This window comes from Streptomyces lydicamycinicus (genome assembly GCF_000829715.2).
In the GTDB taxonomy this organism is placed as follows: Bacteria; Actinomycetota; Actinomycetes; order Streptomycetales; family Streptomycetaceae; genus Streptomyces; species Streptomyces lydicamycinicus.
The window spans coordinates 436,096-450,870 of the sequence record NZ_BBNO01000008.1; the positions used below are offsets into that span (position 1 = coordinate 436,096).

At 72.9% G+C, this 14,775-nt stretch carries 11 protein-coding genes; 7 read left to right on the forward strand and 4 right to left on the reverse strand.

The window, feature by feature from the left end:
- Position 1: 1 nt before the first annotated feature.
- Entirely contained in the window at positions 2–1,462 is a 1,461-nt protein-coding gene (gene hemG / locus TU31_RS28210; protein ID WP_042159578.1) for a protoporphyrinogen oxidase, read from the reverse strand.
- 343 nt (positions 1,463–1,805) lie between these two features.
- On the opposite strand from hemG, the gene TU31_RS28215 reads away from it, so the two are divergent.
- Positions 1,806–3,002: a thiolase family protein gene (locus TU31_RS28215; protein WP_042159579.1), complete on the forward strand. Its 1,197-nt coding sequence runs from the start codon at positions 1,806–1,808 to the stop codon at positions 3,000–3,002.
- A 189-nt stretch (positions 3,003–3,191) separates the two neighbouring features.
- The gene (locus tag TU31_RS28220; RefSeq protein WP_042159581.1) at positions 3,192–4,574 is read left to right on the forward strand and encodes an FAD-dependent oxidoreductase; all 1,383 of its coding nucleotides are present in this window, start codon (positions 3,192–3,194) and stop codon (positions 4,572–4,574) included.
- Between the two features lie 48 nt (positions 4,575–4,622).
- On the opposite strand, the gene TU31_RS28225 is transcribed toward TU31_RS28220, so the two are convergent.
- Entirely contained in the window at positions 4,623–6,149 is a 1,527-nt protein-coding gene (locus TU31_RS28225) for a hypothetical protein (protein WP_052719086.1), read from the reverse strand.
- 37 nt (positions 6,150–6,186) lie between these two features.
- Positions 6,187–7,254 carry a uroporphyrinogen decarboxylase gene (gene hemE / locus TU31_RS28230; RefSeq protein ID WP_042159583.1) on the reverse strand — a complete coding sequence of 356 codons (1,068 nt, stop codon included), beginning with the start codon at positions 7,252–7,254 and terminating at the stop codon, positions 6,187–6,189.
- A 147-nt stretch (positions 7,255–7,401) separates the two neighbouring features.
- Here hemE and TU31_RS28235 point away from each other — a divergent pair, with 147 nt between their 5' ends.
- The 3 genes from TU31_RS28235 to TU31_RS28245 all read left to right on the forward strand — a co-directional run bounded on the left by TU31_RS28235 (position 7,402) and on the right by TU31_RS28245 (position 10,402).
- Positions 7,402–8,058: a DUF3000 domain-containing protein gene (locus tag TU31_RS28235; protein WP_042159585.1), complete on the forward strand. Its 657-nt coding sequence runs from the start codon at positions 7,402–7,404 to the stop codon at positions 8,056–8,058.
- A gap of 329 nt (positions 8,059–8,387) precedes the next feature.
- Entirely contained in the window at positions 8,388–9,050 is a 663-nt protein-coding gene (locus TU31_RS28240) for a response regulator transcription factor (protein WP_018536954.1), read from the forward strand.
- Between the two features lie 77 nt (positions 9,051–9,127).
- Complete coding sequence (locus TU31_RS28245; protein ID WP_078886025.1) at positions 9,128–10,402, forward strand: ribonuclease D; 1,275 nt, start codon at positions 9,128–9,130, stop codon at positions 10,400–10,402.
- A 54-nt stretch (positions 10,403–10,456) separates the two neighbouring features.
- Here TU31_RS28245 and TU31_RS28250 read toward each other — a convergent pair whose 3' ends face one another.
- Entirely contained in the window at positions 10,457–11,146 is a 690-nt protein-coding gene (locus TU31_RS28250) for a PepSY domain-containing protein (protein ID WP_245698815.1), read from the reverse strand.
- Positions 11,147–11,396: 250 nt separating this feature from the next.
- Between TU31_RS28250 and TU31_RS28255 the strand changes: the two genes are divergently transcribed.
- Together TU31_RS28255 and TU31_RS28260 are read left to right on the forward strand one after the other, a co-directional pair.
- Positions 11,397–12,623 (forward strand): thiolase family protein, encoded by a 1,227-nt coding sequence (locus TU31_RS28255; protein WP_042159591.1) that lies wholly within the window; start codon positions 11,397–11,399, stop codon positions 12,621–12,623.
- Complete coding sequence (locus TU31_RS28260; RefSeq protein WP_042159593.1) at positions 12,620–14,755, forward strand: 3-hydroxyacyl-CoA dehydrogenase NAD-binding domain-containing protein; 2,136 nt, start codon at positions 12,620–12,622, stop codon at positions 14,753–14,755. The genes TU31_RS28255 and TU31_RS28260 overlap by 4 nt, the downstream gene beginning before the upstream one ends.
- The last annotated feature ends 20 nt before the right edge of the window (positions 14,756–14,775 follow it).

Here is a 14,775-nt window from a genome sequence, read left to right on the forward strand (position 1 = left end):
CTCACTCGGCGGGGACTGTGTCCGGCGTCAGGGTGCCGAGGAGCTCGTCCGCGGCGCGGCGCGCCGAGCCGATGCAGGCCGGGATGCCGACGCCGTCGTAGACCGCGCCGCACACCCGCAGCGCACCCGGCATCCGGGCGACCGCCGCGCGGATCCCGGCGACCCGCTCCAGATGGCCGACGGCGTACTGCGGCAGTCCGCCTTCCCAGCGGGTGACCGTGCTCGCCACCGGCCGGGCGGTCAGGCCGACCGCCGCGCCGAGGTCGGCGAGCGAGAGGTCGACCAGTTCGGAGTCGTCGCGCTGGAGGTCGGCGGTGTCCTGGTACCGGCCGAGGGAGGTGCGCAGCACGAAGAGGTCGGGGTCGGCGGCGTCGATCCAGCCCCATTTGTGGCTGGCGAAGGTCGAGGCCTTGATGCGGTGGCCGTCGACGGGCGGTACGAGGAAGCCGCTGCCGCCGGGCACCCGGTCCAGGTCGGCGCGGCGGAAGGCCATGGTGACCAGCGCCATCGAGGCGTAGTCGACGGTGTCCAGCGCGGCGGCCGCATCGGGGCACTCGGTGCGCAGCAGGCCCGCCGCGGCACCCGCGGGCGTGGCCAGCACGACCGCGTCGGCCTCGATGATCCGGTCGCCGGCGCGGATCCGCCAGCCCTCCCCCGCGGACCGGTGGAGGGCCTGGACGGGGGCCTGGAGGTGGATCTCGCCGCCGGCCCGGCGAACGGCCCCGGCGACGGCGGACGGCAGCGTCCCGATCCCGCCGTCGATGCCCATGAAGACCGGAGGGGTCCGGTCCGGCCCGCCCGGAGGTGCGCCGGCGGCGGCGCGCGCCTGGAGGGCTCGTACGCCTTCGAGCAGGGAGCGCTGCGAACGGGCAGCCTCGAAGAGCTGCGGGACGGCCGCGCGCATCGAGATGCGGTAGGCGTCGCCCGCGTAGACGCCGCCGAGCAGCGGCTCGACGAGCCGGTCCACGACCTCCCGGCCGAGCCGGGCGGCGACATACGCGCCGACCGCGACGTCCTCCCCGGGCTCGGTCCGCGCCAGCGTCTCGTCCTCGGCGATCCGCGCCATCCCCTCCGGCGAGATCACCCCGGAGGCGGCGAGCAGCCCCAGATCCCCGGGAACCCCCATGACATGCCCCTTGGGCATCGGGCGCAGCGCACCGCGGGTCCACAGCGACGCGCTGGCCGTGGCGGGCGGCTGAAGACGGTCGCCGAGCCCCACCTCGCGCGCGAGGTCCACCGCCTCCGGGCGCCTGGCCAGCATCGATTCGGCACCGAGATCAACCGGGACGTCCGCGATCGCACCGGCGCGCAGCTTCCCGCCGAGCCGGCCGGACGCCTCCAGGACGGTCACCCGGGCGCCGCCTTCGAGGAGGCGGTGCGCGGCCGCCAGCCCGGAGATGCCTCCACCGATGACGACGGCATGACCGGGCTCGCGGCCCGTACGGGTGTGCGCTGCGCTCATGCCTCCACTCTCTCAGAGCCCACCGACACGACCGTGACCGGATCGCGATCCAGGGACGGCAGCCCCGGTGGGCCACCGTCCGCCGAAGGGCCCACCACGGCACGCCACTTCGCGGGGGTTCGTCATGCGGGAAGCGGTGCGGGCGGGCACACCCCGCGGCCGGCGGACGGGGCGGCGGCCGCGCCGGGGCCGCCGAGCCGCCCGAAGCGTCCGGGACGGCGGCGGAAGGTGACCGGGAGCCCCGTTGACAGCGGGCGGCGACGGGCAAAGACTCGTGGTCGGCGGGCGTCGATCTTCGTACCGCCGCACCGATGCCGAGCCGGGACAGCGAGGACAGTGCCTGATGACCGACCCACGCGTACGGGATGTCTACATCGTCGATGCCGTACGGACCCCCGTCGGCAAGTACGGCGGCGCGCTGGCCGGGGTACGTCCCGACGACCTCGCCGCCCATGTGCTCAAGGCCCTGGTGGACCGCACTCCGGACCTCGATCCGGCGCGGATCGACGACGTCTGCTTCGGCGATGCGAACGGCGCGGGCGAGGACAACCGCAATGTGGCGCGGATGGCGGTGCTGCTGGCCGGGCTGCCGGTGACCGTCCCCGGCGTGACCGTGAACCGGCTGTGCGGGTCGGGCCTGGAGGCGGTCATCCAGGCGGCCCGCGCCATCGCCCACGGCGACGCGCATATCGCGGTGGCGGGCGGGGTGGAGTCGATGAGCCGGGCGCCCTATGTGCTGCGCAAGCCCGAACGCGCCTACCCGGCGGGCCATCAGGAGATGTTCTCCTCCACGCTGGGCTGGCGGATGGTCAATCCGCGGATGCAGCCGGAGTGGACGGTCGCGCTGGGCGAGGGCGCCGAGCTGATCGCCGACCAGCACGGCATCACCCGCGAGCAGCAGGACGTGTTCGCGCTGGCCAGCCACCAGAAGGCGGTGCGTGCCTGGCAGGAGGGCGCCTACGACGCCGAGGTCGTACCGCTGCCGGACGTGGACCTGGTGCGCGACGAGGCGATCCGGGAGGCGTCCTCCCTGACCTCGCTGTCCAAGCTGAAGCCGGTGTTCCGCCCGGCCGGCGGCACGGTCACCGCCGGGAACTCGTCGCCGCTCAACGACGGTGCGGCCGCGCTGCTGCTGGTCGACGAGGAGGGGCTGCGGGCCACCGGGCGGGAGCCGCTGGCCCGTATCCGCGCGAGCGCGGTGACCGGCGTCGAGCCGCAGTTGTTCGGCCTGGGCCCGGTGGAGGCGGTACGGCGCGCGCTGGAGCGGTCCGGGCGCGGCTTCGACGAGGTGACCACCTTCGAGCTCAACGAGGCGTTCGCGGCCCAGGCGTTGGGCTGTATCGGGCAGTGGCCGGAGCTGGACCCCGCGGTGGTGAACCCGCGCGGCGGCGCCATCGCCATCGGCCATCCGCTGGGCGCGTCCGGCGCCCGTCTCGCGGGCTCGGTGGCCCACCAACTCGCCGCCCTGGGCTCGGGTACCGGGCTCGCCGCACTGTGCATCGGCGTGGGCCAGGGGCTCGCACTGGTCCTGGAGCGCTGAGCCCCCGCCACGGCGGGCCGGACGGCCGGTCCGCCGCGCGGCAGGGTCCCGGCCGGCCCGCGCGGACACCGTGCGGGCCGTAACGTAGCGAACCGGGCGGCCGCACCTCCAGGACACGGAGTCGTCGGCGCCCCCACACGGCAAAGCACCCACACGACGCGGCACCCACTCGGCGAAGGGGCACACGGCATGGCGACGGAGCGGCTGGTGGTCGTCGGGGGCGATGCGGCGGGGATGGCCGCGGCATCGCAGGCACGCCGGCTGCGGAAGCCCGACGAGCTGGCGATCACCGCCTTCGAGCGCGGCCACTTCACCTCGTACTCCGCCTGCGGCATCCCGTACTGGGTGGGCGGCGACGTCGACGGCCCGGACGCGCTGATCGCCCGTACGGCCGGGGAGCACCGCGCCCGGGACATCGATCTGCGGATGCGTACGGAGGTCACCGAACTCGACCTGGACCGCGGCCGGGTGCGTACCCGGGAGCTGGACAACGGCGGCCGGGAGACATGGACCGGCTTCGACAAGCTGGTGCTGGCGACCGGCGCGCGGCCGCGCCGCCCCGGTCTGCCGGGGATCGACGCGCCGGGGGTGCACGGCGTGCAGACGCTCGACGACGGCCAGGCCCTGCTGGACACCCTGGACGCGTCGTCCGGCCGGCGGGCGGTCGTCGTGGGCGCGGGCTACATCGGCGTGGAGATGGCCGAGGCGCTGATCCGTCGCGGCTATGCGGTCACCGTCCTGGAGCAGAGCGCCCAGCCGATGTCCACCCTGGACCCGGACATGGGCGCGCTCGTCCATGAGGCGATGTGCGGGATGGGCATCGAGACGGTGTGCGGGACGACCGTCACCGGTGTGCTGACGGATGAGGGAGGGCGGGCCCGCGCGGTCACCACCGAGGACGGCGAGTACCCGGCGGATGTGGTGGTGCTGGGCCTGGGGGTCCGCCCCGAGACCACGCTCGCCGCCGCGGCCGGGCTGCCGCTGGGCGAGTCCGGCGGGCTGCTCACCGATCTCGCGATGCGGGTCCGCGGCCAGGACCACGTCTGGGCCGGTGGCGACTGTGTGGAGGTCCTGGACCTGATCTCCGGGCGCACCCGCCATATCGCGCTGGGCACCCACGCCAACAAGCACGGCCAGGTCATCGGCGCCAATGTGGGCGGCGGCTATGCCACCTTCCCCGGTGTCGTCGGCACGGCCGTCAGCAAGGTCTGCGATCTGGAGATCGCCCGGACGGGGCTGCTGGAGCGTGAGGCGCTGGCCGCCGGACTGCGCTTCGTCACGGCGACCGTCGAGGCCACCAACCGCGCGGGCTACTACCCCGGCGCCCGCCCGATGCACGTCAAGATGCTCGCCGAGCGCCGTACGGGCCGGTTGCTGGGGGTGCAGATCGTCGGCCGCGAGGGCGCCGGCAAGCGGGTGGACATCGCGGCGGTCGCGCTCACGGCCGGTATGACGGTGGAGCGGATGACCGCCCTGGACCTCGGCTATGCCCCGCCGTTCTCCCCGGTCTGGGACCCCGTCCTGGTGGCGGCCCGCAAGGCGGCCGGGGCCGTACGGGCCGCCGGGGCCTGACGCCGCGGTACGACGTTGGACCGCCCCGGTTCACCGGACCGCCCCGGTTCAGTCGTCGTCCTCGCCGTACCCGTCCTCCGCGGCCTCGTCCCAGGTGTCGCACCACTCCAGCCACTCCTCGGCGAGCGGCGCGAGGTTCCGGGGGCAGGCCCAGGCGTCCGGCTCCCGCGCGCCCTCCGGGGCGGGGAAGCTCTCCGGGGCACAGAGGTGGGCGAGGTGCTCACCGGCCTCGCCGGGCAGACCGGCCCCCGCTCCCGGGTGTGCGTCCCCGTGCGGGCACTTCTCCGGTACCGCTGTGACGGCGCTCTCCAGAACGGGGCGCAGTTCGCGGTAGACGGACGGCGGCGGGTCCGGGTGGGCGAGGTCGAGGCTGTGACACACGGTCAGGAACAGCATGAGCCGTTCGTGGGCGGTGCCGGGACCGCCCGCGAAGCGGCGTGCGGCCCACAGCCCGAGGTCCTCGGTCCGTTCCCCGCCCCCGGCGGCGCCGCGCAGCACTCCCGCCAGCCGCGCCGCGTCCCAGGTCCCGTCGGGGCGCAGGCACTCCGCGTCCAGGTACTCCGTCCGGCGCTCGCCGAAGAACCGGTCGCGGGCCGCGGTGAGATGGCCGTGGGTGTCGCGGGCGAGCGCCTGCAGATGGGCGCGGCAGGTCCAGGCGGCGGGTGGCGCGTCCTCGATGCCGTCCTCGTGGCTCCGCTGGAGCCGGGCGCGGCCGCCCGGGGTGAGGAGGTGGTAGCCGGTGCCGGCGTCGGTGTCCGGGTCGCCCGAGAGCTCGGGGTGGGCGCCGTCGCCGTGGGAACAGGTCGCGCCCTCCAGCGCCCGCAGGGCGTCTTCCAACGTCCCGATCATGTCGTCGAGCACCCAGCGCGGCCGGATCGTCCCGGAAGCGGCTTCCCAGCATCCGGCGCGGAGCAGGACGAGGTGCCCGGCGAGGGCTCCCGTGGTGGGGTGCGTGGGGAGACCGGTCCCGGCGGTGATCTCGTACGCGGGCTCGACGCCGCCGCGCGGATAGCCGTGCAGGACCGACGCGAGGTCCTCGATGCTGTCCTCGTAGTGGTGCGGAACGCGCTCGGGAATGCCCTGCGGGGTGCCGGGGGCGATGATCTCGGCGGCGATCCGCGCGAACACCGCGACGGCGTGCGGGCAGCGGTACTCCTCCTTGGTGCCCGTCTCCTGCCACGCCGGGTCCGCCCCGGTCGGCGTGCCGTTGCCGAGGAGCACCACGTCCGGCGCGCTGCCGGTCAGCCGGAGTTCATCGAACTCGATCTGCTCCAGGGCGCTTTCGCAGGGGTGCGTGCGGTGGTCGCAGGGCGGGCCTTCCAGGGCGCGGGCCGCCGTGCGCAGCACCTCCGCGACCTGCCCGGCCGTCGCGGCATCCGCCCTCGTGGCGAGGTAGCGGGTCATCGAGAGCAGCCCGTAGACCCACTCGGCGGCGCGCTCGCCGCCCGGGTCGGCGGCGAGCCGGCGGGCACAGTCGAGGACGACCGGATCGGCCGTCCCGGCCGGGGAGCGGTGGTCGACCAGCTGCCAGGCGGCGGCGAGGTCGGCTATCGGGGCGTCGGCGGAGGCATGCATGATCTCGACGACGCCCCGGGGGCGGGAGTGGTTCCGCTCAGCGTGCCGTCTGCGTGTGGACGTACTCGACCAGGCGGGTCAGCGCGTCCGGGTCGGTGGTCGGCAGGACGCCGTGGCCGAGGTTGAAGATGTGGCCCTCCAGGCCGGCGGCCGCGTCGAGGACCTCACGGGCCTTGGTCTCGACGGCCTCACGGGGCGCGAAGAGCACGGCGGGGTCGATGTTGCCCTGGAGCGCCTTGCCGGGGCCGACGCGGCGGGCCGCCTCGTCCAGCGGGACCCGCCAGTCGACGCCGACGACGTCCGCGCCCGCCTCGCCCAGCAGGCCGAGGAGTTCACCGGTGCCGACACCGAAGTGGATCCGCGGCACGCCCAGGCCCTCGACGGCCCGGAAGACCTTGGCGGAGGCCGGCATCACGGAGCGGCGGTAGTCGGCCGGCGAGAGCGCGCCGACCCAGGAGTCGAAGAGCTGCACCGCGCTCGCCCCGGCCGCGATCTGGACCTTGAGGAAGGTGGCGGTGATGTCGGCGAGCCGGTCCAGGAGGTCGGCCCACAGCTGCGGGTCGCCGTACATGAGGGCCTTGGTGCGCTCGTGGTTGCGCGACGGGCCGCCCTCGACGAGGTAGCTGGCGAGCGTGAAGGGCGCACCGGCGAAGCCGATCAGCGGGGTGCCGCCCAGCTCGCGGACGAGCATGCCGATGGCCTCGGTGACGTACGGGACGTCGCCGGACTCCAGGGGGCGCAGCTGCTCCAGATCGGCGCGGGTGCGGATCGGGTTCTCGACGACCGGGCCGACGCCGGGCTTGATGTCGAGGTCGATGCCGATGGCCTTGAGGGGGACGACGATGTCGCTGAAGTAGATGGCGGCGTCGACGTTGTGGCGACGCACCGGCTGAAGTGTGATCTCGGTGACCAGCTCGGGCCGCATGCACGAGTCGAGCATCGCGATGCCCTCGCGGACCTTGCGGTATTCCGGGAGCGAGCGCCCCGCCTGGCGCATGAACCACACCGGGGTGTGCGGCACCGGCTCCCGCCGGCATGCCTTGAGGAAGGCCGAGTCTTGGGTACCGGTCTGCTGCTGGCCCGCGGGGCTGAGGTTGGCGCTCACGCCCCAAATCTTCGCATGACGGCCCACCCGCCGATCGGGGCAGGTGGCCGATATCTCCGCATGCGCCCGAGGGCGCCTCCGAATGGGCGACGCGCGCACCGGGTGTCCTCCCCGTATGCGGGCCCGGTTCCGCCTAATCTTCCGGGCATGGCTGCGGCTCACGAACACCTCGCGGACAGCGCGGACGAGGCCCCGATCCCCTTCCGTCAGGCGGTCGAGGCGCTCCGCGCGGCACGGCTGCGGCCGGAGATCGAGATCGATCCGACACCCGCGCCGAAACGGCTCGCCCCGTTCGCGTACGCGCTGGAGGCGGCGGTCGTCGAGCGCGGCGCGGGTCCGGACGGCGAGGACCGGGACCTGGCGGACGGCCGGCTGGTGGTGCTGCACAACCCGGCCGGGGACGAGGCCTGGCACGGCACGTTCCGGGTGGTGACGCTGGCGCGGGCGGAGCTGGAGCCGGAGATGGGTGCCGATCCGCTGCTGCCGGAGGTGTCCTGGTCGTGGCTCACGGGGGCGCTGGACGCGCGCGGGGTGCACTACGGCGCACCGAGCGGGACGGTCACCCGGGCCGGCTCGTACTACTTCGGCGGGCTCGCGGCGCGTGAGCCGGCGACCCAGATCGAGATCCGGGCGTCCTGGACGCCGGCCGAGGGCCCCGGCGGGGTGCCGGATCTGGCGGCGCATCTGTCGGCGTGGTGCGATCTGCTGTGCCAGGTCGCGGGTCTGCCGCCGGCCCCGCTCGACATGACGACACGCGGTGGGATCGTCCCGCTGCCGCAGCGCCGCGGCGCCCAGCCCCGCTGAATTCCGCGCTCCCCGGGACCGGGCCACGGTGTTCGCACACCGTGGCCCGGTGCTCGTTTCGTGGCCCGCCCGTCCCGCTGCCTCCCCCCGACGTCCGGTGATGCGGTCCGGGCGGCATCGCGTACGGCTTTGATCATCTCGGTGCGCACCGGGTACTCACCCTGATCGATCACGCATCCGATTTGCCCGAATTGCCCCTAACTAAATCGTGATCAAAGTCTAAAGTCCCGCCGGATTGCTGCCGAAGAGGTCAGTGACCCTTCAAACACGGATCATTCCGGCTCCCCCAAGTCGGCGTCCGTCCCCCGCCACTCCCCCCAGGAGGCCCGGTGTCTGTTCTTCTCGAGCAACCTTCGAGCCTGGTCGCCTACCGCCCGAACAAGCCGACGGCCATGGTCGTCGTGGCCGACCCTCGCGTGCGCTCCACCGTCACCCGCCACCTGTGGGCCCTCGGAGTGCGCGACGTGATCGAGGCGTCGTCGATCGCGGAGGCCCGTCCCCGCGTCGGCAATCCGCGCGACATCTGCGTTGCCGACGTCCACCTTCCCGACGGCTCCGGCCTGACGCTGCTGTCCGAGACCCGGGCGGCGGGGTGGCCCAACGGCCTCGCGCTGTCCGCGGCCGACGACATCGGTGCCGTACGCAACGCCCTGGCCGGCGGCGTCAAGGGCTATGTCGTCACCGGCACCCGCACCAACCTGGGCCTTCCCGGCCGCCCCGGCACCTCGCCCATCGGCGCCAACGCGGCCCGTATGCAGCGCCGTCCCCCGGGCGCCCCCGGTCACCCGGGCGGCTACCGGGAGCTGTCGGGGCGCGAGGTCGAGGTGTTGCGGCTGGTGGCGGAGGGCCAGTCCAACAAGGCCATCGGCGTCTCGATGGGACTGTCGGCGCTGACCGTCAAGAGCCATCTCGCCCGTATTGCCCGCAAGCTCGGCACCGGCGACCGGGCCGGAATGGTGGCCGTCGCCTTGCGCACCGGCATCATTCACTGACCGTCCACACGACCGGCTCGCCCGTCGAGGGAACGTTCCCTCGACGGGCGACGTGCATACACAGATACCCTTGACTGGTGACCGACGCCCAAAAGACCGCAGCAGACACGACACTGCGAGCAACCGGAGACTCGCCTCCGGACCCCCGACCGGCGCCGGTCCCTCTCCTGGAGCCCCGCGAGGGCATCCCCCCGGTGACCGCCACGGACGAGGCACTCGCCGAGGTCGTGGCCGCCTTCGCGGCCGGCACGGGCCCGGTGGCCGTCGACGCCGAGCGGGCCTCGGGCTACCGCTACGGCCAGCGCGCCTACCTCGTACAGCTGCGCCGCGAGGGCGCCGGCAGTGTGCTGGTCGACCCGGTCGGCTGCCCCGACCTGTCGGCGCTGGGGGAGGCGATCGGCGACGCCGAGTGGGTGCTGCACGCCGCCACCCAGGACCTGCCGTGTCTGCGTGACATAGGGATGGTCCCCACCCGGCTGTTCGACACCGAGCTGGCCGGACGGCTGGCCGGCTTCGCCCGGGTCGGCCTGGGCGCCATGGTCGAGAACGTCCTCGGCTTCGCCCTGGAGAAGGGCCACTCCGCCGTCGACTGGTCCACCCGCCCGCTGCCCGAGCCCTGGCTGCGCTATGCCGCGCTCGATGTCGAGCTGCTGGTGGATCTGCGGGACGCGCTGGAGGAGGAGCTGACGCAGCAGGGGAAGCTGGAGTGGGCCCGGCAGGAGTTCGCGGCGATCGCCGCCGCTCCCCCGCCGCCGCCCCGCAAGGACCCCTGGCGCCGTACGTCCGGCATGCACAAGGTCCGCCGGCGCCGCCAGATGGCGGTCGTACGGGAGCTGTGGACGGCCCGGGACCAGGTCGCCCAGCGACGCGATGTCTCGCCCGGGAAGGTGCTCGGGGACGCCGCGATCGTGGAGGCGGCGCTGAGCCTGCCGCCGAACAGTCACGCGCTGGCGGGGCTGCCCGGCTTCGGGCACCGGATGGGGCGCCGGCAGCTGGAGCAGTGGCAGGCCGCCGTGGACCGCGCCCGTGCGCTGCCCGAGAGCGAGCTGCCGCAGCCCGGCCAGCCGCTCAACGGCCCGCCGCCGCCCCGCGCCTGGGCCGACAAGGACCCGGCCGCCGCGGCCCGGCTGTCGGCCGCCCGTGCGGCGGTCACCGCGCTCGCCGAGAACCTGAATCTCCCGCAGGAGAATTTGATCACTCCGGACACGGTGCGCCGGCTGTGCTGGGAGCCGCCGGCCGAGCCGACCCGGGAAACGGTCGCCGAGGTGCTGTCCGGCCACGGCGCCCGTCCCTGGCAGATCGAACAGGTCGCGCCGATCCTGACCGAGGCGCTGCTGACGGACGCCGGCTGACGCGGCTGCCCCGGGCGGAAAAGACTCCGGCCCGGGGCATCGGCAATCGGTCGCTCAGTCCTGATCGATGTTCATCCACAGGACCTTGCGGTTGGTCGCGTCGATCTCGTACGTGGTCTCGTTCCAGTCGTCGGTGGTCACCACGCCCACCGTCCAGGCCACGGTGTCGTTGTTGTTGCCGTGGTCGGCATTGCCGAGCTCGATGGTGGTGACGGTGCCCTTCGTCTTCTCGGTGGCCGTCTGCGCGGCCTGCTGGGCCGTGACGGTGGCCTTGTCCAGCCGGGCGGCCAGCTCCTGCTTGTCCTCGGGGTCGTCCGACTGGGGGCGCGGCTGCTCCGCCTTGCCGGAGACGGCGTCGACCCGCACGGCGTAGGCCGCCCCGTCGGTCGTCGCCACCACGGTGTCCCAATAGGGGCTGGCGGGCGTCCCCTTGAGCTCCGCGGCGATCGCCTCCGAGGCCGGGACGGCCGCGATCGCGGCCTTCAGCGCCTGCCCGTAGTCCACCTTGGCCTTGGGAACCAGGGCCTTGCGCTGGGCCTGGTCCGCGTTGAGCGAACCGCTCGGCGAGGCGGCGGTGGCGGGCACCGCCCGCGAGGGGGCCGCGCTCTTCTGGGGGCTTGCCGTGTCGCTGCCGCAGCCCGACAGCAGCGCGCCCGCGGCGGCGACGGCACAGACCAGTCCGATCGTGCGCGGCCCCGCCGGGCGCCCGCGCCGGACCACGACACCACTCCTATTCGTATCCATATGGGCACTTTAGGCGTGTGATGGGATGAATTGGTCCAAGACCCGACGGTATTCAGCCCTTTTCGATCACTGGTTTCCGCCGGTTGCGGCGCGGCCGCGCGGCAGCCGGGGCGTCCGCCGGGTGTGACCTTCAACGCTCCGGGCGGTGGGGGTGTGCAGCTTGGTTACCCGTAAGTAGCATGTCGGTGGGAAGCGCCCCGCGGGGCGCCCCGCAGCAGCAGTGCCATCCCGCACCTGGAGGAGAGCCAACGTGCCTCGTACCGCTAGGGACGTCGTCTTCGTCGACGGCGTCCGCACCCCGTTCGGCAAGGCGGGCCCGAAGGGCATCTACCACGAGACCCGCGCCGACGATCTCGTCGTGAAGGCCATCCGGGAGCTGCTGCGCCGCAACCCGGCACTGGACCCCGCGAAGATCGACGAGGTCGCCATCGCCGCGACCACCCAGATCGGTGACCAGGGTCTGACCATCGGCCGCACGGCCGGCATCCTGGCGGGCCTCCCGCAGTCCGTGCCCGGCTACTCCATCGACCGCATGTGCGCCGGTGCGCTGACCGCCGTCACGGCGACCGCCGGCTCCATCGCCTTCGGTGCGTACGACGCCGTCATCGCCGGCGGTGTCGAGCACATGGGCCGCCACCCCATGGGTGAGGGCGTCGACCCGAACCCGCGGTTCGTGAGCGAGAAGCTCGTCGACCAGTCCGCCCTGTTCATGGGCATGACGGCGGAGAACCTCCACGACCGCTACCCGCACATCACCAAGCAGCGCGCCGACGAGTACGCCGTGCGCTCGCAGGAGAAGGCGGCGAAGGCGTACGCGAACGGGAAGATCCAGCAGGATCTGGTGCCGATCTCGGTGCGCAACACCAACGCGGAGGTCGGCGAGACGGGCTGGGGCCTGGTCACCGCCGACGAGCCGATGCGTCCGGGGACGACCCTGGAGAACCTCGCCGGCCTGAAGACGCCGTTCCGTACGCACGGCCGCGTCACCGCCGGTAACGCCGCCGGTCTCAACGACGGCGCCACCGCCTCGGTCATCGCCTCCGAGGACTTCGCCCGGGAGCACAACCTCCCGGTCAAGATGCGCCTGGTCTCCTACGCCTTCGCCGGTGTCGAGCCCGAGGTCATGGGCTACGGCCCGATCCCGGCCACCGAGAAGGCGCTCGCCAAGGCGGGCCTGGGCATCGAGGACATCAACCTCTTCGAGATCAACGAGGCGTTCGCCGTGCAGGTGCTCGCCTTCCTCGACCACTACGGCATCGCCGACGACGACGCGCGCGTCAACCAGTACGGCGGCGCCATCGCCTTCGGCCACCCGCTGGCCTCCTCCGGTGTGCGGCTGATGACGCAGCTGGCCCGGCAGTTCGAGGAGCAGCCGGAGGTCCGCTACGGCCTGACGACCATGTGCGTCGGCTTCGGCATGGGCGCGACGGTCATCTGGGAGAACCCGAACCACAAGGACGCCGGAGGCGACAAGTGAGCACCACCACCACCGCCGAACTCCTGAAGGGCGCGGCCGAGCTGTTCCCCGACGAGGTCGTCACATCGGCGCACGTCCGCCACCTCGACCTGCCGTACGGCGCGGGCAAGTTCGCGCTGATCACGCTCGACAACGGCTTCGACCACACCAAGCCGACCACCTTCGGTCCGGGCTCGCTGGCGAACCTCAACGCCGCGCTCGACCAGGTCGAGAAGGAGGCCGCGGACGGCGACATCGTCGGCGTCGGCCTCACCGGCAAGCCGTTCATCTTCGCCGTCGGCGCCGACCTCAAGGGCGTCGAGCTGCTGAAGAAGCACGAGGACGCGCTGGCCATCGGCAAGGGCGGCCACGAGGTCTTCAAGCGGCTCGCCAACCTCGCCGTACCGACCTTCGCCTACTACAACGGTGCCGCGATGGGCGGTGGCGTCGAGGTCGGTCTGCACTGCTCCTACCGCACCGTCTCCAAGGCCCTCCCGGCCTTCTCGCTGCCCGAGGTCTTCCTCGGTCTCGTCCCGGGCTGGGGCGGCTGTGCGCTGCTGCCGAACCTCATCGGCGCGGACAAGGCCGTCTCGGTCATCATCGAGAACTCGCTCAACCAGAACAAGCAGCTCAAGGGCCAGCAGGTCTTCGACCTCGGCATCGCGGACGCGATCTTCGAGGGCGCGGACTTCCTGGAGCAGTCGCTGATCTGGACCGCGAACGTCCTCAAGGGCGACGTGACCGTCGAGCGCCCCGAGATCGACCGCGGTGAGGCCTGGGACCAGGCCGTCGCCAAGGGCAAGTTCATCGCCGACGGCAAGGTGCACGGCGCCGCCCCGGCCGCCTACCGCGCGCTGGACATCATCGCGGCCGCCAAGGACGGCGACCTCCAGGCCGGTTTCGACGCCGAGGACCAGGCCCTGGCGGACCTGATCATGGGCGGTGAACTCCGCGCCGGGATCTACTCGTTCAACCTGGTGCAGAAGCGCGCCAAGCGTCCCGCCGGTGCGCCGGACAAGAACCTGGCGCGCCCGGTCAGCAAGGTCGGTGTCGTCGGCGCCGGTCTGATGGCCTCGCAGCTGGCCCTGCTGTTCCTGCGCCGCCTGGAGGTGCCGGTCGTGCTGACCGACATCGACCAGGAGCGCGTCGACAAGGGTGTGGGCTATGTCCACGCCGAGATCGACAAGCTGCTCGGCAAGGGCCGGATCAACCAGGACAAGGCCAACCGCCTCAAGGCCCTGGTCTCCGGTGTCCTCGACAAGGCCGAGGGCTTCTCCGACGCCGACTTCATCATCGAGGCGGTCTTCGAGGAGATCGGCGTCAAGCAGACGGTGTTCGCGGAGGTGGAGGCCGTCGCCCCGGCGCACGCGATCCTCGCCACCAACACCTCCTCGCTGTCGGTCACCGAGATGGCGTCGAAGCTGAAGCACCCCGAGCGGGTCGTCGGCTTCCACTTCTTCAACCCGGTCGCGATCCTGCCGCTGCTGGAGATCGTCCGCGGTGAGAAGACCGATGACGCCTCGCTGGCCACGGCCTTCGGTGTCGCCAAGAAGCTGAAGAAGACCGCGGTCCTGGTGAAGGACGCCCCGGCGTTCGTCGTCAACCGCATCCTGACCCGCTTCATGGGCGAGATCCAGAACGTCATCGACGAGGGCACCCCGGTCGAGGCCGCCGAGAAGGCCATCGAGCCGCTCGGTCTGCCGATGTCGCCGCTGGTGCTGCTGGAGCTGGTCGGTCCGGCGATCGGTCTGCACGTCTCCGAGACGCTCAACCGCGCCTTCCCGGACCGCTTCACGGTCTCCCCGAACCTCAAGGCCGTCGTCGAGGCCGGTAAGCGCGGCTTCTACGTCTACGACTCCGGCAAGCCGGAGCTGGACCCCGAGGTCGCCGCGCTGCTCAAGCAGGGCGACTCGGTGCTGACGGAGGACCAGGTCCGCGACCGCGTCCTGGACGCCGTCGCGCAGGAGATCGGCCTGATGCTGGACGAGGGCGTGGTCGCCGAGGCGCAGGACATCGACCTGTGCCTGATCACCGGCGCCGGCTGGCCCTTCCACCTGGGCGGCATCACGCCGTACCTGGACCGTGCGGGCGTCTCCGAGCGGGTGCGGGGCAAGAAGTTCCTGGCCCCGGGCATCGCGAGCGTGCCCGCCTAAGGGTGCACAGCTGACAGCGA

Coding starts and splice junctions, on each gene's coding strand:
- hemG (WP_042159578.1), bottom strand. CDS start 1,462: ATGAGCGCAGCGCACACCCGTACGGGCCGCGAGCCCGGTCATGCCGTC.
- TU31_RS28215 (WP_042159579.1), top strand. CDS start 1,806: ATGACCGACCCACGCGTACGGGATGTCTACATCGTCGATGCCGTACGG.
- TU31_RS28220 (WP_042159581.1), top strand. CDS start 3,192: ATGGCGACGGAGCGGCTGGTGGTCGTCGGGGGCGATGCGGCGGGGATG.
- TU31_RS28225 (WP_052719086.1), bottom strand. CDS start 6,149: ATGCATGCCTCCGCCGACGCCCCGATAGCCGACCTCGCCGCCGCCTGG.
- TU31_RS28235 (WP_042159585.1), top strand. CDS start 7,402: ATGGCTGCGGCTCACGAACACCTCGCGGACAGCGCGGACGAGGCCCCG.
- TU31_RS28250 (WP_245698815.1), bottom strand. CDS start 11,146: ATGGATACGAATAGGAGTGGTGTCGTGGTCCGGCGCGGGCGCCCGGCG.